The organism is Radicibacter daui, assembly GCA_030657355.1.
Classification (GTDB): Bacteria; Pseudomonadota; Alphaproteobacteria; order Radicibacterales; family Radicibacteraceae; genus Radicibacter; species Radicibacter daui.
In genome coordinates, this window is sequence record CP131056.1 from 3768818 (window position 1) to 3785802 (window position 16985).

13 protein-coding genes are annotated in these 16985 nt (G+C 65.8%); all 13 read right to left on the reverse strand.

What is annotated here, in order from left to right:
• Position 1 precedes the first annotated feature (1 nt).
• Positions 2–1921 (reverse strand): LysR family transcriptional regulator, encoded by a 1920-nt coding sequence (locus QTL98_RS17610; protein WP_445679767.1) that lies wholly within the window; start codon positions 1919–1921, stop codon positions 2–4.
• Between the two features lie 88 nt (positions 1922–2009).
• Complete coding sequence (locus tag QTL98_RS17615; protein WP_445679768.1) at positions 2010–3623, reverse strand: HAL/PAL/TAL family ammonia-lyase; 1614 nt, start codon at positions 3621–3623, stop codon at positions 2010–2012.
• Between the two features lie 49 nt (positions 3624–3672).
• Complete coding sequence (locus QTL98_RS17620; protein ID WP_445679769.1) at positions 3673–4965, reverse strand: Zn-dependent hydrolase; 1293 nt, start codon at positions 4963–4965, stop codon at positions 3673–3675.
• Positions 4962–6350 carry a hydantoin-5-propionate amidohydrolase gene (ertD, locus tag QTL98_RS17625; protein WP_445679770.1) on the reverse strand — a complete coding sequence of 463 codons (1389 nt, stop codon included), beginning with the start codon at positions 6348–6350 and terminating at the stop codon, positions 4962–4964. Before ertD ends, QTL98_RS17620 begins: the two co-directional genes overlap by 4 nt.
• Before the next feature lie 36 nt (positions 6351–6386).
• Entirely contained in the window at positions 6387–7418 is a 1032-nt protein-coding gene (locus QTL98_RS17630; protein WP_445679771.1) for an ABC transporter ATP-binding protein, read from the reverse strand.
• Entirely contained in the window at positions 7415–8419 is a 1005-nt protein-coding gene (locus tag QTL98_RS17635; protein ID WP_445679772.1) for an ABC transporter ATP-binding protein, read from the reverse strand. Before QTL98_RS17635 ends, QTL98_RS17630 begins: the two co-directional genes overlap by 4 nt.
• Position 8420: 1 nt before the next feature.
• Positions 8421–9347: an ABC transporter permease gene (locus QTL98_RS17640; RefSeq protein WP_445679773.1), complete on the reverse strand. Its 927-nt coding sequence runs from the start codon at positions 9345–9347 to the stop codon at positions 8421–8423.
• Positions 9344–10309, reverse strand: coding sequence for an ABC transporter permease (locus QTL98_RS17645; RefSeq protein WP_445679774.1), 966 nt, complete (start codon positions 10307–10309; stop codon positions 9344–9346). The genes QTL98_RS17640 and QTL98_RS17645 overlap by 4 nt, the downstream gene beginning before the upstream one ends.
• A 146-nt stretch (positions 10310–10455) precedes the next feature.
• Complete coding sequence (locus tag QTL98_RS17650) at positions 10456–11388, reverse strand: isocitrate lyase/PEP mutase family protein (RefSeq protein WP_445679775.1); 933 nt, start codon at positions 11386–11388, stop codon at positions 10456–10458.
• A gap of 159 nt (positions 11389–11547) precedes the next feature.
• Complete coding sequence (locus QTL98_RS17655; RefSeq protein WP_445679776.1) at positions 11548–13149, reverse strand: ABC transporter substrate-binding protein; 1602 nt, start codon at positions 13147–13149, stop codon at positions 11548–11550.
• Between the two features lie 101 nt (positions 13150–13250).
• Positions 13251–13826, reverse strand: a complete 576-nt coding sequence (locus tag QTL98_RS17660) for a UbiX family flavin prenyltransferase (protein ID WP_445679777.1) — start codon at positions 13824–13826, stop codon at positions 13251–13253.
• The gene (locus QTL98_RS17665; protein ID WP_445679778.1) at positions 13826–15202 is read right to left on the reverse strand and encodes a UbiD family decarboxylase; all 1377 of its coding nucleotides are present in this window, start codon (positions 15200–15202) and stop codon (positions 13826–13828) included. Before QTL98_RS17665 ends, QTL98_RS17660 begins: the two co-directional genes overlap by 1 nt.
• A 477-nt stretch (positions 15203–15679) precedes the next feature.
• Positions 15680–16918, reverse strand: coding sequence for a PQQ-dependent sugar dehydrogenase (locus QTL98_RS17670; protein WP_445679779.1), 1239 nt, complete (start codon positions 16916–16918; stop codon positions 15680–15682).
• Positions 16919–16985 lie beyond the last annotated feature (67 nt).

Here is a 16985-nt window from a genome sequence, read left to right on the forward strand (position 1 = left end):
CTCAGCGCCTATCCTGTCCGAACACCTGGGTCAGGATATTGATGATCGCCCGTTCGGCGTAGGAAAGCTCGCGCTCGGCCGAGAAGATGACGGAGAGCGTGCCGGAGATTTCCTCCGGGTTGATCTGCACGGCAATGAGCCGGCCCGCTTCCAGATCCTGCCGCACGGACGAGGCCGGCAGCACGGTGCAGAGGCGCGCCCGGCGCACCATGGCAATGGCAAGCGCCAGCGATCCCACTTCCACCGCCGGCTGGATATGCACATGGCGGGCATTGGCCGCCGCGATAAAGCTCTGATGGATGCTGAGATGGCGTGAGCCCAGCACCAGCGGCAGCTCGCTGACATCCGCCATGTTCACCATCTGCCGCCCGCCGAAATCGAGGGCGGGGTTGGCGACGACGGAGAGCGGCTCGCTCGGCCCCAGCAGCACGCGGGCGAACTGCGGCTGCACCACGCCCACGATGGCAAGGTTGAGATCGCCGGAGCGCACGCGCTCATGCAGCAGGCCGTTCGACCCTTCGCTGATCTGGAGATTGAGCAGCGGGTGCTGCTGGCTAATGGCGGTCATCGCCTCCGCCACTTTTTCCGTCAGCGCACTGTCATGGCCGGAGGAGGGAAGCGTGCCGATGGCAACCTTGTCCTGGGTGTGGGCGGCAATATCGCGCGACTGGCGCAGGATGAGGTTCTGCCGCCGCTCCATCTCCAGCGTCAGCGGCAATAGCCCGACGCCGGCAGGGGAGAGCACCACCCCGTTGCTACGCCGCTCGAACAGCGGCGCGCCCAGCACCTCTTCCATCGCATGGATCTGCGCCGAGACGGAGGACTGGGCGATGTTGGCAACCCGCGCCGCTGCCGAGATGCCGCCGCAGCGATGGGAAAGATTGAAATAATGCAGCTGGCGGGCAGAGAGCTGCGGGGCAAAGACGATGTTCTCATCCCCGCCCGCGATGTTGCGGCCGAGCAGATCGGCAAACAGCCGGGCCTTTTCCGCCAGCTCACCGGAAATGCGCATGCCCACCATCGAGGAGAGCGGCGGCGCCATATCCTCGCGGTGGATGCGGCTGAGCCCAAGCCGGTTCGCCACCATGCTGGCCGGCAGCAGGAAGCGCATATGCGGAAAGTCCGCCAGCAGCCGGCCCAGTTCCGCCGGCTCCTCCTCGATCAGCTTCAGCTGCGGGCCGAGCCCGTTCTTGTCGGCATAGTCGATGGCCGCCCGCATCAGCGGCGGCGCCATCTTCATCAGCGCCAGCACATCCGTGCCCGCGCTCATGCGCTGGTCAACATCGGCGGAACGAACGACGATCCACGGATCGTCGTAAAGCGGCGTCACCCCGCCGCCGCGCCGCGCTTCCTCGGGGCTGAAACAGCCGATCTCGATGCTGGCGCTGCGCTCGGGCGGAATATGGTCAAGCCCTTCGCCGGAAAAACCGGCCCCCGCCTGCCCGCCTGCCCCAAGGAACCGGCAGGCCACCATCACCTCGGGATGCAGCGCCCCCATCTGCTGGATGGCGCGGCTGATCGCCTTGGAAAGCCTGCCGATGGCGAAGGTGAGGTTGACACGCACCTGCAGCTTTTCCACCTGCCCCGGCGGCAGCGCGGCGGCGCGCAGGGCATAGTCTTCCAGATGCAGCAGGGCGCAGGCGTTGCGGTAGAGCCAGAAGGCGGAAGGCAGCAGGCCGAGATACCGCCCGCTGCGCATGAAGAGCTTCATCTGCACGCGCTCTTCCAGCCCGTGCAGGGCGGTGCTGAGCGCGGACGGGGCAATGCCAAGCTGCCGCGCCGTGCGCGACAGGCTCGGATCCTGGCAGGCCAGGACGAACTTCGACAGGAGCCTCAGCTCTATCCCGGTATGTTCCATGCGCGCCAGCATAGGGCCGGCACGCCGCTCTCTCAAGGCAGCGCCGGCCTTGCCGGCAGGCATGCGGGCGGGCATTCGGATGGATGGGGAGGCAGCCGCCCCGGCTCCCTCCCCTGCCCCGGCCCCACTGATCCGGCGCATCGCAGCCGGATCAGTTCAGCGCGCCGATTGCGCCTTCCGCAGCAGCCAGCACGGCACCCGAGCGCACCATTTCGAGTGCCGGACGGGTCTGGTTGGGCATGTAGCTGTCCTCTTCGGTGAAGGGGACATTCTTTGCCAGCGCGTCATAAAGCGCCTGGCTGCCCTTGCCGAGCTTGTACTCGGCCAACACACCGCGGGTGAGGAAGATGGCGCGGGCGGCCAGCAGGCATTCCACGCCAAGGATCTTCGGCATGTTGTCCAGCACCTGCTGCGCCTTGCGGCAGGACCAGGCGGCCATGGACACATGGTCTTCCTGGCTGCTCTTGGTCGGAATGGTGTCGGCCACCGACGGGAAGGCCAGCGTCTTGTTCTCCGAGGCCACGGCGGCGGCAGCGGTGGAGATGATGCCGTAACCGTAATTAAGACCGATGGGTTTGCCGGCAAGGTTGGGCGGCAAGCCATAGTTCAGCGTGGTGTCGCACAGGGCAAACAGGCGCCGCTCGGAGATGTTGCCGATCTCGATCAGCGCGATGGCGAGGATATCCATGGCAAAGCCGATCGGCTCGCAATGGAAGTTGCCGCCGGAGAGGAATTCCAGCGCGCCATTGTCGTTCCAGAACACCAGCGGATTGTCGGTGGCGGCGTTCAGCTCGCGGGTGATGAGCTGGCGGGCATGCAGCAGCTGGTCACGGCAGGAGCCATGCACCTGCGGCAAGCAGCGGAAGGAATACTGGTCCTGCACACGCGGATTATAGGTCGGGTGCAGGATGTCATCTTCCAGATGGACGGCGCGCGACCCTTCAGAGGTACGGCGCGAGCCCTCGATCAGGCGGCGGATGTTCTCGGCAGCGGCAATCTGGCCCGGCTGCTTGCGCACGGCGTGGATGCGGGCATCGAAGGCCGCCTGCTCGCCGCGGATCGCCTCAAGGCTGAGGGCGCCGGCGGCGTCCGCCGTCTTCATGATCATCTCGGCATCGAAGAGCGTGAGCGCGGCCATGCCGGCGCACAGGCTGTTGCCGTTGATGAGGGCAAGGCAGTCCTTGGCCTTGAGGTCGAAGGCAACCGGCGAGATGCCGGCCTTGGCGAGCGCTTCCGGTGCGCTCATGCGCTTGCCCTGGTAGAAGGCTTCGGCCTGCTCGTAGCCGATCAGCACCGAGACCATGTGGGCGAGCGGAGCAAGATCGCCCGACGCGCCGACGGAGCCCTGGATCGGCACCACCGGATGCACGCCGCTGTTCAGCATCTGCACGAGGCGGTCCACCACTTCCATGCGCAGGCCCGACACACCGACACAGAAGGCGTTGATACGCACGGCCATCATGGCACGCACGATCTGCTCGCTCGCCGGCTCGCCGATGCCCGAGCAGTGCGACAGCACGATGTTGCGCTGGAAGCGCTCGTTATCGGCCTGGCTGATCTTGTAGTCCTTGAGCTTGCCCACGCCGGTATTGAAGCCGTAGGTGGCGGGCGCGTTCTCGGTCAGCCAGTTTTCCTCGATATATTCGCGCTTGCGGATGATCTCCGCCCGGGAGGCCGGGGCGATTTCCACCTGCGCGCCGTCGCGGGCAATACGCACAACCTGCTCGATGGTCAGGCTGTCGCCGTCCAGAATGATCGTTTCCATGTCGGGTTCCTCAACTCTTCAAAAGGTTCGGTTTGGGTCAGCAGGCAGCTCAGCCCCGGCCAGCGTCATGGCGCTGGCGGTCGAGCTGCATCAGCGTGAGGGCGAGGACATCCGCCGCGCGGGCGAGGTCCTCCGGTTCGGTCCATTCTTCGGGGCAGTGGCTCCTGCCCTCATGCGAAGGGGCGAAAATCATGGCGGAGCGGGTGATGCGGGCGAGAAATGCCGCGTCATGCCCGGCGCCGGAAGCAAGAGGCAGGCTGGCGTGCCCGAGCGCCCGTGCCGCCTCGGCGATCACCGCCTGAAGGGCCGGATCGCAGGGGGTGGCGCGGGTACGGCTCAGCTGCTGCAGGCGGGTGAGCCGGCAACTCTCCGCATCGGCGGCGCTCTGGGCCAGCACGGCAAGCTGCGTCAGGTAGGCGGTCATCGCGGCGTCGCTTTCCGCCCGGATATCGACGGTAATCTCGGCAGCGCCGGGCACCACATTGGCGCCGCCCGGCTCTATCTGCCAGACCCCGGCCGTGGCGGTGAAAAGGCCGGTTGCCTGCTGGTCTCGCGTGGCGTTGCGCAGGCCAAGGGCAAACCTCGCTGCCGCCAGCGAGGCATCGGCCCGCATGTCCATCGGTGCGGTGCCGGCATGGGCAGGCACACCCTCGAACCGCACCTTCAGCCGGCAGATGCCCGCAATACCGCTGACGATGCCAACCGGCACGCCGCGCGCTTCCAGCACCGGCCCCTGCTCGATATGCAGCTCAACAAAGGCCGCGACATCACTGCGCCTGGCGGCGGCGATCTGCGCGCTGTCGCCGCCGATGCGGGTGATGGCATGCGCCAACGTTTCGCCGCCCGGTCCGGCAAGCGCCAGCTCCCCATCGCCCAGCGCCCCGGCCATGCCGCGGCTGCCGATGCAGGAAAGGCCCCACTCGCTTGGCTCCTCGGCCAGAAAATCGACCAGTTCCAGCGGATGGTGCAGCCCATGGCCGGCAGCCTTCAGTGCCCGGATGGCGGCAAGACCGCACAGGATGCCGGCAATACCGTCAAAGCGCCCGCCACCGGGCACCGTGTCGCTGTGGGAGCCGGTCATGATGACCGGAGCTGCCGGGTTCGCCCCCTCCAGCCGGCCGATAAGATTGCCGGCGGTATCGAGCCGCACGGTCAGCCCTTCCTCGGCAAAGCGCGCCTTCAGGAACTCGCGCCCTTCAAGAAAGAGCGGGGAGAAGGAGCGCCGCGTCCACGGCTTGTGCGGCTCGGTAATAGCGGCCAGCGCCTCGAAATCGGCCGCCAGCTGCTGGCGATCAACACCCGGCAGGACTGTGGACGCTTCGGGGGAGAGAACGATGTTCATGCCGCCCTCCCCACCGCGCCCAGCCGGCCAAGACGGCTCGGCTTCAGGAAACGGCCGGTGCCCGGCTCGGCCAGCACGTTCGTGCCGTCGAACACGGCCTTGCCGCGCAGGAAGGTGGCGACCGGCGCATGGCGGATGCGGCGCCCTTCATAGGGGCTCCAGCCGACGACATTGTGCCCGCTGGCGGCAGCGTCATAGAGGCGTGGACGTTCGGCGAAGACCGCGATATCGGCATCGAGCCCGATGGCGAGCGATCCCTTGCGGTCCCCGAGATGGAAGAGGCCGGCCGGGTTGCGGGCCAGCAACTGCGCAGCATGGGTCAGCGGCAGGCCACGTTCGGTGAGCCCGTCCAGCAGCAGGCAGCCCATCACTTCCAGCCCCGGCATGCCGGAGGCATTTTCCAGCATCACGCTGGAGGATTTGGAGGCGAGCTTCCAGGACACATGATCGGTGGAGACGATGGTGATGTTGCCGGCGGCAAGATGCTTCCACAGCGCCTCGCGCTCGGCCGCGCCGCGCACCGGCGGGTTGCATTTGGCCCGACCGAGAAGGCGGGAGACATCTTCCTCCTCGCTCAGCACCAGATAATGGATGCAGGCCTCGATGGTGGCGGCGACACCCTGCTGGCGATAGGCCCTGGCGAGCGTGTAACCCCGGCCAACCGAGCAATGGACGATATGGGCAGGGCAGCCCGTCGCCTCGGCGATCTCATAGACCTCGGCAATGGCGAGCGTTTCGGCAATCGGCGGGCGGGAGGCGCCATGGGTCAGGTAATCGGTGCGGCCGCTCGCCTTGACGACGGCGCTCCATTCCTTGACGCACTCGTCGTTCTCGTTATGCACGCCGGCGATGAGGCCGGTCTTCGCCACCTCGGCAAAAGCGGCATAGAGCAGCGGCGTCGGAATACGCGGGAAGCGGTTGGGATCGGTCTCAAAGGTGGAAAACTTGAAACCGGCGGCCCCGGCCTCCGCCATGCCCGCGATGTGCTTTACCCCGTCGGAGGGGCGAATGGTGCCATACAGGGCAAAATCGACCCGCGCCTGCTCCGCGGCGCTCGCCGCCTTTTCGGCAATCGCCTCGGGCGTGCAGATCAGCGTGCCGGCATCATAGGGCATGTCGACGATGGTGGTGACGCCGCCGGCGGCCGCCGAACGGGTGGACCAGATGAAATCCTCCTGGTCCTTCTGCGAGCGGGAATGCACCTGGCCGTCGATGAGGCCGGGCATCACCAGCGCGGTACCGAAATCATGGACCTCACGGGCAGCAGGCGGCGCGCCGGTGCCCAGTGCCGCGATCTTGCCATCCCGCACCGCCACGAAGCCGCCTTTGGTAATCCCGTCATGATTGACGAGAGTGCCGCGGATCACCGTATCGAAATCGCTCATGCTGCTGGTCTTTCTGGGGGTGTTGGATGGCAGGGGTCAGGCGGCAGCGGCCTTGAGCCCGGGAGCCGGCTCGTCATGCGGGTGATGGCAGGCCACCAGTTGCCCGCCCGGAGCCGGCGATAGCAGCGGCTCGCGCTCGGCGCATTTGTCGCTGGCCCGCGGGCAGCGGGTGCGGAAGGCACAGCCCGAGGGCGGACGCATGCGGGAGGGTTTGAGCGAGCGTTCGCGCTCCGGCACCAGCTTGCGGCTGGCATCCACCACCGGCACCGCCTCAAGCAGGGTGCGGGTATAGGGGTGAGCCGGCCGGTCATAGATCTGCGCGCCGGTGCCGACCTCGACGATCTTGCCCATATAGAGCACGGCCACCTTGTCGCTCACATTCTTCACCACCGCGAGATCATGCGAGATGAAGATGAGCCCCAGCTTGCGGTCGGCGCGGATGTCCTGAAGCAGGTTGATGATATGCGCCTGCACCGAGACATCGAGTGAGGCGACCGGCTCGTCGCAAACGATGAGATCGGGCTCGACCGCCAGGGCCCGTGCAATGGCGATGCGCTGGCACTGCCCGCCGGAGAACTGGTGCGGACGCCGGCCGGCCACGAGAGCCCGGTTGAACCCCACCGCCGCCAGCGCCGCCTCGATACGCTCGGCCCGCTCCGCCTTCGGGAAGCCCTGGATATCGAGCCCTTCGGCCACGATATCCTCCACCTTGCGGCGCGGGTTGAAGGAGGAAACCGGGTCCTGGAAGATCATCTGCAGGCGGCCGCGCAGCTTGCGCATCTCGGCCCGGGAAAGCGCCGAGAGATCCCGCCCGCGATAGAGCACCTGCCCGTCGATGCTGGTGCCGGCCGAGGTCAGCAGGCGCAGGAGCGCCCGGCCGATGGTGGTCTTGCCGCTGCCGGATTCCCCCACGAGGCCCAGCGTCTCCCCGGCCTCGACCGAGAAGAATACATTGTCGACGGCGCGGAATTCCTTGCCCGACCGGGTGAAGGTAACGGAAAGGCCGCGCACCTCCAGCACGGGATCGGCCTTCAGCGGGCCTGCGGCGGGCATCTTGTTCTGGCTCATGGTGCGGCCTCCGCCCCGGCGGCGACCGGAAAATGGCAGGCAAAACGATGCCGCCCGTCCGCGCTCACCGTCATGACGGGCATGGTTTCATGGCAGTCGGCTGTCGCCACCGGGCAGCGCGGCGCGAAGGGGCAGCCCTTCGGCGCGTTCGCCAGATTGGGCGGCTGGCCGGGAATGGTGGCAAGGCGGGTATGGGCCGGCTGGTCCAGCTGCGGCATGGCCGATAGCAGGGCCGCGGTATAGCGGTGGCGCGGGGTGGCGAAGACACGGTCCGTCGGGCCGTGCTCCACGACATGGCCGCCATACAGCACCAGCACCTCGTCCGTGCGGCCGGCGACAATGCCCAGATTGTGCGTCACCAGGATCATCGCCATCTGGCGCTCCTCCTGGATGACCTGGAGCAGGTCGAGGATTTCCTTCTGCACCGTCACATCGAGCGCGGTGGTCGCCTCGTCGGCGATCAGCAGATCAGGCTCGCAGGCAAGCGCCGTCGCGATCATGATGCGCTGCTTCATGCCGCCGGAAAAATGGTGCGGATAGAAGCTGTAGCATTCCTCCGGGTCGGCGATGCCGACGACACGCAGCAGCTCGATGGCCCGCTCTTTCGCCTCACGGCGGCTGAGGCCCAGATGGTACCGCGCATGTTCCTCGATCTGCCGGCCCACCCGCACGAACGGATTGAGCGACGTCATCGGGTTCTGGAACACGATGCCGACCTTGCGGCCGATCACGGCATTGCGCTTCTTTTCGGCAAGGCTGGCGACATCCGTGCCGTCCAGCCGGACGGTGCCGGTGATCCGCGCCGTCGGGTTGAGACCCATGATGGTCTTGATGAGCATCGACTTGCCGGCACCGGACTCGCCGACAATGCCGAGCGAGGTGCGGCGGCTCACCGAGAAGCTGATGCCGTGCAGGACCTGCACCGGGCGCGGCTCTGCCGGCAAGTGGCAGCAGATACCCTCGCAGGCAAGGACGGTGGTGGGTTCAGGAGATGCAGCCATCTCAGCCCTGCCTTTCACGGCTGCTGAGCCGGCGCGCGAAATAGTCACCCACGGTGTTGAGGGCATAGACGGTGATCACGATGGCCAGCACCGGGCCGAAGATGAGCAGCGGATAACGGCTGAGCAGATCGGTGGAGCTGGCGATCATGCCGCCCCAGCTGGGCGCCGGCGCCGGAATGCCGTAACCGAGGAAACTCAGCGATCCTTCGGTGATGATGAGACCGGCCATCAGCGTGGGCACGATGGCGGTCAGCGCCGGCACGAGGTTGGGCAGGATTTCCTTCAGCAGCAGCCGGGCATCGCTGGCGCCCATGGCGCGGGCGGCAAGGATATAGTCGCGGTTGCTCTGCGAGATGACGCCGCCCTTGGCCACGCGGGCATAGGTGCCGATATCGAGGATGCCGAGCGCCACGGTGATGGTGAAGACCGAACTGCCGGTGGAAGCCACCAGCGCCAGGATGACGAGGATGGGCGGCAGCGAGGCCATGGTGTTGGCGTAAAGATCGACTGCCCGCTCGACGCTCCCGCGATAAAAGCCCGCCACCATGCCGAACAGCAGGCCGAAACCCAGCGAGATGAGCGTGGCGAAGAACACGATGGAGATGGACGTGCGGGCACCATAGAGCACGCGCGACAGGATGCTGCGGCCGATGGCGTCGGTACCGAGAATGCCGTTGAGCGTCAGATCCGGCGGCTGCGAAAAATCGCCGTAGGGAAAGTTGGGGCTGGCAAGACCGGGGATGAAATCCACGAACAGCGCCAGCAGCACCAGCAGGAGGAGAAAGGCGGCGCAGACGGCTTCCACCGGGGTACCGCCGGGAAGGCGCAGCCGGCTGAGGCGCGGCCTTGCGGCGGCCACGGCCTCGCTCAGCGACTGCGGATCGGCAACGGGCTTGCCGGCGGGTTTGCGGGAACGGGCACCGGTCATGATACGTCTACCCGCGGATCGATGAGCGTGTAGCCGAGATCGACCAGAATGAAGATGACGACGAAGATGGCGACCGTCAGCGACAGGATGGCCTGCACCACAGGGAAATCGTGGCTGTTGACGGCGCTGAGAATGGTCCAGCCGATGCCGGGCACGGCGAAATAGCTCTCCACGATGAAGGAGCCGCCGAGCAGATAGGTCATCGACAGGCCCAGCACGGTCAGCACCTGCGGCAGCGACGGGCGCAGCACATGGCGCAGCAGGATGTAGGACAGCGGCATGCCCTTGGCGCGGGCCACGGTGACGAAATCTTCCTGCAGCGTGGCGAGAAACTCACCGCGCGCCACCCGGTAGAGATAGGCGGTCTGGTGCGGGGCAAGGCACAGCACCGGCAGCGTCACGTACCAGAGGTTGGCAAGCGGATCGTCGCTGAAATTCTCCCAGCCGGTGGCCGGCAACCAGCGCAGCACGATGGCGAAGATATAGGCCAGCAGAACCACGGTGACGAAGGTGGGCACCGACAGCAGGACCGAGGCGATGGAACGCAGCACCGTGTCCAGCAGCTTGCCCGGATGGCTTGCCGTATAAAGCGCCAGCGGCACCGCGATGATGAAGGAGACGAACATGGCGAGAAAGGCGATCTCGAACGTTACCGCCGCGCGGTCGACCAGCAGCTTGGCCACCGATTGCTGGCTGAAGAGCGTGCGGCCGAAATCGCCCTGCACCACCCCGCCCAGCCATTTGAAATAACGTTCCCAGACCGGCAGGTCGTACCCGTAGGCGGCATTGAGCTCGGCAATCTGCTGCGAGGAGGCATTCTCGCCCAGGATGAGCTGGGCTGCGGAACCCGGCGCCAGACTGGAGAGGGCCGTGGCGGCAAAGGTCACCAGGATGAAGACCGGAATACCGGCCAGCAACCTCGTGCTGATCGCCTTCAGATAGGGCAGAGCACCCGCGCTCACTTTATCGCCTCGCTTGCTTGGCTGCGGCCATGGCCGACAAGGGTTTCCCGGCTTGGGGATACCCGCCTGTTTTCAAAAGCCCCGGGGTGGGGCGAATGGCGGCAAGCCCCCCGGCCTCTGCCATCCGCCCCTCCCGCCGGCACCGATCAGAGCTTCTTCCACTCTTCCTCGGCGTCGAGCCAACCCGTATCGCGCTCCAGCAATTCGCGCTGCTGCTCCTTGGTATAGCCACCCATGTCATGCTCATCGGAATAGCGGGTGCTGCGGTCGGCAAAGACCCGGCGGCCGAAATCCATCATCCCGTACATGGAGCCGCGCTCCAGGTAGTGCATGGTGACGAGGTTGAAGCCGAGTGCAGCGATCTCATCCAGTTCGACGAAGGGCTTGCCGTTGACGGTCGCCACATCGCCGAACATCTTCCAGCCGGGCAGAGCCTTGGCGACCTTGCGGCATTCCTCGATGGTGCGCAGGCCGTGCACATAGGTCATCTCCGCGCCCAGCTGCTCGGCCCGCACGCAGCGCTCGATGGCGTCATCGAGGCCGAGTTCCAGCTTGCTTTCGGTGCGGGCGATGACCACGCAGTCGGTGCCTTCGCAGGCATCGAGCGCGGCCTTGATCTTGGCGAGCCACAGCTCCTGCGACACCACCTCATGGCGCACATTGCCATCGACCTTGCCGGCCAGCGTGGCGGCTTCCATCGCCCGGCCGAAACGGGCGTAACCGCGCTCGTTGGGGGTATCTTCCAGCAGGATGGCGGCGGCGCCCGCCTTGGCAAGGCGGCGGCAGGTCCGGTAGGCCTGCGCCACATCGCCGAAGCAGTCATCGGCATCAATGATGAGCGGCAGCGGCGAATAATCAGCGATCCGGTCCGTCGCCCACACCAGTTCTTCCTGGTTATGCAGCCCCAGGTCCGGCACGCCCGACATGCTGAAACCCAGCGAGGCGCCGCTCAGCAGGATGGCCTGGAAACCGGCCATTTCCGCCGCCTTGGCGGAATAGCAGTCCCAGACGCAAGGGGTGAAGACCTGCCCGCGGGAAAACAGCTCGCGGAAGGTGGTACGGGGGCGCTTGTCGAACATCGGATCGGGCTTTCTTGAAAAAGGACCGGCTTTTTAGGTTGGCAGAGACTTAAGGTTGGTAGCGACCGGAGGAGACACCTTGCGGGCGCCCCTCCGGTCATGCGCCGGAAGAACAGCCTGCCCCGGGGGCTTCAGGAGCAGGCTGCGTTGCTCTTCCGGTTATTTGTCCTTGCACGCCCCCTTGCAGACATAGAGGTACTGCTTCTGCAGGATGCCGCCGTTGGAGGGCACCACGCCGCCGGTATCGTCACGCAGCAGCAGGAAGCGGGTCTCCGAGCCAAAGATGTAGAGCGGCAGATCCCTGGCGACGAGTTCCTGAACCTTGCCGTAGGCAGCGTTCACGGCCGTGTCGTCCATGGTGGTGCTGGCGGCCTTGAGGGCGGCATCCATTTCCGGGTTGCTGTACTGGCCCCAGTTGAAGCCGCCGCCGGTGCCGAGGTGCGAGGTGACCATCGGCTCGGGGCCGTTGGCGACCAGCACGCCGCCATCGACGCACAGGTCAAAATTCATCTGCTCCTTGCAGGTCGGCGGCAGCTGCGCCTGGTCGACCTCGGTGATGGAGACCTTCACATTCTCATAGGCGCTCAGCACCTGCTGCACATAGGCGGCCAGACGCTTGAGGTCAGAGTTGTTGTAGGTCACGAGCTTCATGTTGAACGGCTTGCCGTCCTTGGCCAGCGCGTTGAACAGCTCCTGCGCATGCTTGGGGTTGTAGGTCGGCAGCACGTCCTTGGTCTCGTAATAGGGCGAGCCCTTTACGAAATAATTGGTCGGCGGCACATAACCCGGCATCTGGGTATAGGCCTGCATCAGGCGCGCACGGTCGATCGCCTCATAGAAGGCTTCGCGGGCACGCACATCGGTAAAGGGGCCGCTCTTCTGGTTGAAGAAGGCGCGGTAGAGGCCGGCGATCTTGATCTCGTGCGTGGTCACCCCCGGCGCCGTGGCGTTGGAGCCGAACTGGTAGGGATAACCCGCCATCATGGTGGCGCCGCCCTGGACGACGGTGGAGATGCGGCTGTTGGTCTCCGGAATGACCTTGAACTTCAGCGTATCCAGATAGGGGCGCGGCTTGTCCCAGTAGTTGGGGTTGCGCTTCAGCGTCATGGAGACGCCCTGGTTCCAGTCTTCCAGCAGGAAGGCGCCGGCGCCGACCGGCTTGATGTCGGTCTTGCTCTTGGCGGCCTTGAGAGCGGCCGGAGACGCGACGAAGGGCGAGAGCTGGGCAATCTGCGAGGCGAAATTACGGTTCGCGTCCGGCAGGGTGATCTCGATCGTCAGCGGATCGACGATCTTGATGCCCTTGTTCCAGGAGGCAACGAAGGCCTGCACCGGGGAGAGGGTGGCCGGGTCGGCAGCGCGGTCCCAGTTGAACTTCACCGCCTCGGCATCATAGGGGGTGCCATCGGTAAAGGTGATGCCCGGGCGCAGCTTCAGCGTCCACACCCTGGCATCCTGGCTGGTCAGGCTCTCGGCCATGCCGCCCTGGATGTTACCGTCGACATCCAGATAGACGAGGAAGCCGTAGACGGCATCCAGCATGTCCATCGGGCCGCCCGGGAAGGTGGCGTTGGTGACCGCCGGGTCCCAGCTCTTGATGTCGGAGCCGTTGATGATGGTCATCTCGCCGCCGCTAATCGGCTCGGCAAGGGCGGCAGTTGTGGCAAGCGCGGTGCCGGCACCGAGCAGGGAAAGGGCAAGGGCGGCAGCACGGGCTTTCTTGCCCGCCCGCAAAGGTCCGATACCAGAAATTCCAAGCATGAAGACTTCTCCTGTTAGCCCCGGCCGTGCCGGCCGCGCATTGTTGTTTATTGTGGAGGAAGCACATCGCCCGGGCGGCGCGGCGCTGCCTCCGGCAGTGCTTAAGCTGGCTCTCCCCGGCTCCACCGCTTCACGGCGGGATGATCGATCCCGAACAGATCGAGCGCCCGTCCTGCGGTTTGATTTATGATGTCGTCGATGGTCTTGGGTGCGGTGTAGAAGCCCGGCACCGGCGGCATGATGATGGCGCCTGCCCGCGTCGCCAGATCCATGAGCGCGATGTGGCCGGCATGCAGCGGCGTCTCGCGCAGCATCAGCACCACGCGGCGGCGCTCCTTGAGGCACACATCCGCCGCCCGCACGGTCAGGTCATCGGCATAACAATGGGCAATGCCGCTCAGCGTCTTGACCGAGCAGGGCGCCACCAGCATGCCCTCGGCCTTGAATGAGCCGGAGGCGATGGAAGCGCCGATATCCTTGTGGCTGTGCACCCGGTCGGCAAGAGCCCGGATCTCGTCCGCGCTCATGCCCACCTCCTCTTCCGCCGCCGTGCGCAGGGCCGCCGGGGAGAGGATGAGATGGGTTTCCACATCCGCAATCTCGCGCAGCATCTGCAGCGCGCGGATGCCGTAGATCGTCCCGGAAGCTCCGGTTATGGCGACGATCAGCCGGCGCATCAGACGAAATCCGGCCGGGTTTTGGCCAGCAAGGCCCGCATGCGCTCATAGGAAGCCGCCGGCGGCAGCGCCTTGTCGAAACCTTCCTTGCGGTCGCCGGCCTTGCAGGTTGCGTCATAACCCACCTTGGCCACCACGCCGCCCGCCTCCTGCGGTTCGGAGCGGTCAGCCGGCAGGTCGGTCACGATCAGGATGTCGCGCTCTGCCCGCATGCGGGTGGCCTTGGCCAGCTCCACCGCCGCCAGATCCCACGGGTCGACATCGCTGTCGACGATGGTCACGTTCTTGATGATGCTGACGGCGCCCCAGCAGATGGCCATGGCGCGCCTTGCCTGCCCGGGCCGCGGCTTGTCGATCTGCACCACCACATTGTTGCGCCCGCTGCCGGAAGCGGTGACGGCAACTTCCCCCACATTCAGCATGCTGCGGGAAAGCTGGGCCTTGAGGCTCGCCGCGATGGCGACGCCGCCCAGATAGATATGCTCGGCGTGGTAACCGGGCTCGATCACCTGGAACATCGCATCCTTGCGCATGGTCAGGCAGTCGAAGCTTGCCCGCACGCCGGTGCCGTAATCCTCATACATGCCGTGATATTCCGACACGAGGCCTTCGAGGATGACATCGTCGGCATGGATCTCGCCTTCGATGACGATCTCGGCTTCCGCCGGCACCAGCAGGTCCATGGTCTTGCAGCAGGTAACCCGCACCGCCTCGCCCAGCAGCGCGCCGGCGCAGTGCAGCTCATCATCGCCAAGGCCGAGATAAAGGCAGGCAGCAAGCTGGATGGCCGGGTGCGCGCCCAGAACCACGGCAAAGCGCAGGTTGCTGCCACGGGCGGCAGCCTTGCGCGCCATGATCGCCAGATGATGGTTGGGGGCGATGCCGATCAGCGCCTCGTTCGGGCCCAACACCTTCAGGCGGGCATAGGAGGCATTGCCGAGCCCGGTTTCGGGATCGACGGCAACCATCATGCCGGCGGAGATGTAGGGGCCGGTTTCCTTGTCGAAGAAGGTCGGCACCGGCAGGCGGGCGAGCACGTTGTCGCGGATGACCACCTGCTGCACCGGGGCCTCTTCCACCAGCACCGGGGCGATGGGCTTGTGAACGGAGGCAAGCAGCGTCTTCTGGATATCGGCCTTCGGCACATCCAGCGCCATCGCCACCCGGTCGAGGCTGGAGAGGAAGTTGCCGAAGATCGGCATGTCATAGCCCTTGATGCGCGAGAGCTTGACCGCCGCCTTTTCATCGACGAGCGAAAACATCGCCGAGACATCGAACACCGGATCGACCGGATCCTCGATCACCACCAGCTCGCCCTGGCGGGCCAGGGCATCCATCATTCCGCGGCAGGACTGGTCGCGCAGCGCCTCAGACATCGGCCCGTCCTCCGGCAAGGGCAGTGCCGGCCCACAGGCTCATTCGTATCCGGAGATCGAGAAACGCCACGGAAAACCCCTTCCCTCGCCACCAAACCAGTCTCGTGAGGGGCATAATGAGAAGGGCGTACAGGCTTGAGTAGCCCGTGAAAATGAAAACCAGCCATAGGTTTTTTAGAACGATTGCCCGCCATAACATTTGCGGCACAACCGATGGCATGGACCGGAGGAGCGAGTGACCAGCCTGCCGCGCCAACCGGCATCACAGATGCCAATCAGGAACAATTTATAAATATATCAATTAATTAATCAGAAACAGCGACCAGAAAATCGATCTTTCCAGCGCCTACATCCATCAAAGGAAAACATCCCTTCAATTGCGAGATAGCGCCTTCCCCTCACGCATCGGGATACTCTGGCGATGGCACAGCCATCGGTCCGATAGCCCGTCATGAGCATTAGCGAGGCCGGCCGCCCTCAGTTTTCCGGCGTCACCCGGATGAGCGCCCCATCGGCCTCATCGGTCAGCAGCATCACCGCCCCGTCCCTGGCCACCGCCACATCGCGCACGCGGCCGATGCCGTGGAGATACCGCGCCTCCCCGGTCACCTTGCCGTCTTTCAGCGTCAGGCGGACGAGATATTGGCTGCCAAGGCCACCGATGAGAGCGCTGCCGTTCCAGCCGGGGAAAAGATCGCCCTCATAGAAAACAAGGCCGCTAGGGGCGATCACCGGGTCCCAGTAATAAACCGGCTGCTCCATCCCGGCTTTGGCGGTAATGCCGTCGCCGATGGGCCGGCCGCTATAGTCGATGCCGTAGGTGATGACGGGCCAGCCGTAATTCTTGCCGGATTCCGGGTGGTTCAGCTCATCCCCGCCACGCGGGCCATGCTCCACCGTCCAGAGGCGTCCTTCCGGATCAAGCGCGGCGCCCTGCAGGTTGCGGTGGCCCCAGGACCAGATTTCCGGCAGCGCGCCCGCGATCTTCGGATTGTCCTTTGCCGGCCCGCCTTCCGGGTCGATACGCACCACCTTGCCGAGATCGGTGGTGATGTCCTGCGCCAGCTGGCGCGGCTGCGGCAACATGCGCTCCCCCAGCGTCACGAAGAGCGCACCCTTGCCGTCAAAGACAAGGCGGGAGCCAAAATGCCCGCGTGAAGCCCAGCCGGGTTGCTGGCGGAAGATGACCTTCACGCCGGTCAGCGCCGCGCCATCCGGCGACAGGGTGCCGGTGGCAACGGCGGTGCCGTTCTTGCCGTCCTCGCGCGGCTCGGCATAGGTCCACCACACCCGCCTTGTAGCGGCAAAATCCCCCCGCACAGCCACATCCAGAAGCCCGCCCTGCCCCTCGGCCATCACGGCAGGCACGCCCTTGACCGGTGCCGACAGCCGGCCATCCGCCGCGACAAGACGCAGGCGGCCTGGCCGTTCCGTCACCAGCCAGCTCCCATCCGGCAGTTCGGCCATGCCCCAGGGACGCTCAAGCCCACTGGCGACCACCGCCGTTTTGAGCTTCACCCCATCCGTAATCTCCGGCGCCCGGGTCTGCCCGGGAAAAGCCGGCGTCTGGCCTTTGGCGTTGGGCGGGGCGGCGTTGAAATCCTGCGCCACCACCGGCCCGGCCAGCAAGGTGCCGATGCACAACAGGGCCAGAGCGAGGCGGGCGCGGGCCCGGCTGGCGGCATGCTCCAGGCTCTGCGATGTGAGGACGGACATTGGAGGACGCTCCTTTTGCTTGTGGGCAGAAGGCCGGGTTCCGGCAGGCGTCCGGACAGGAGAGCGG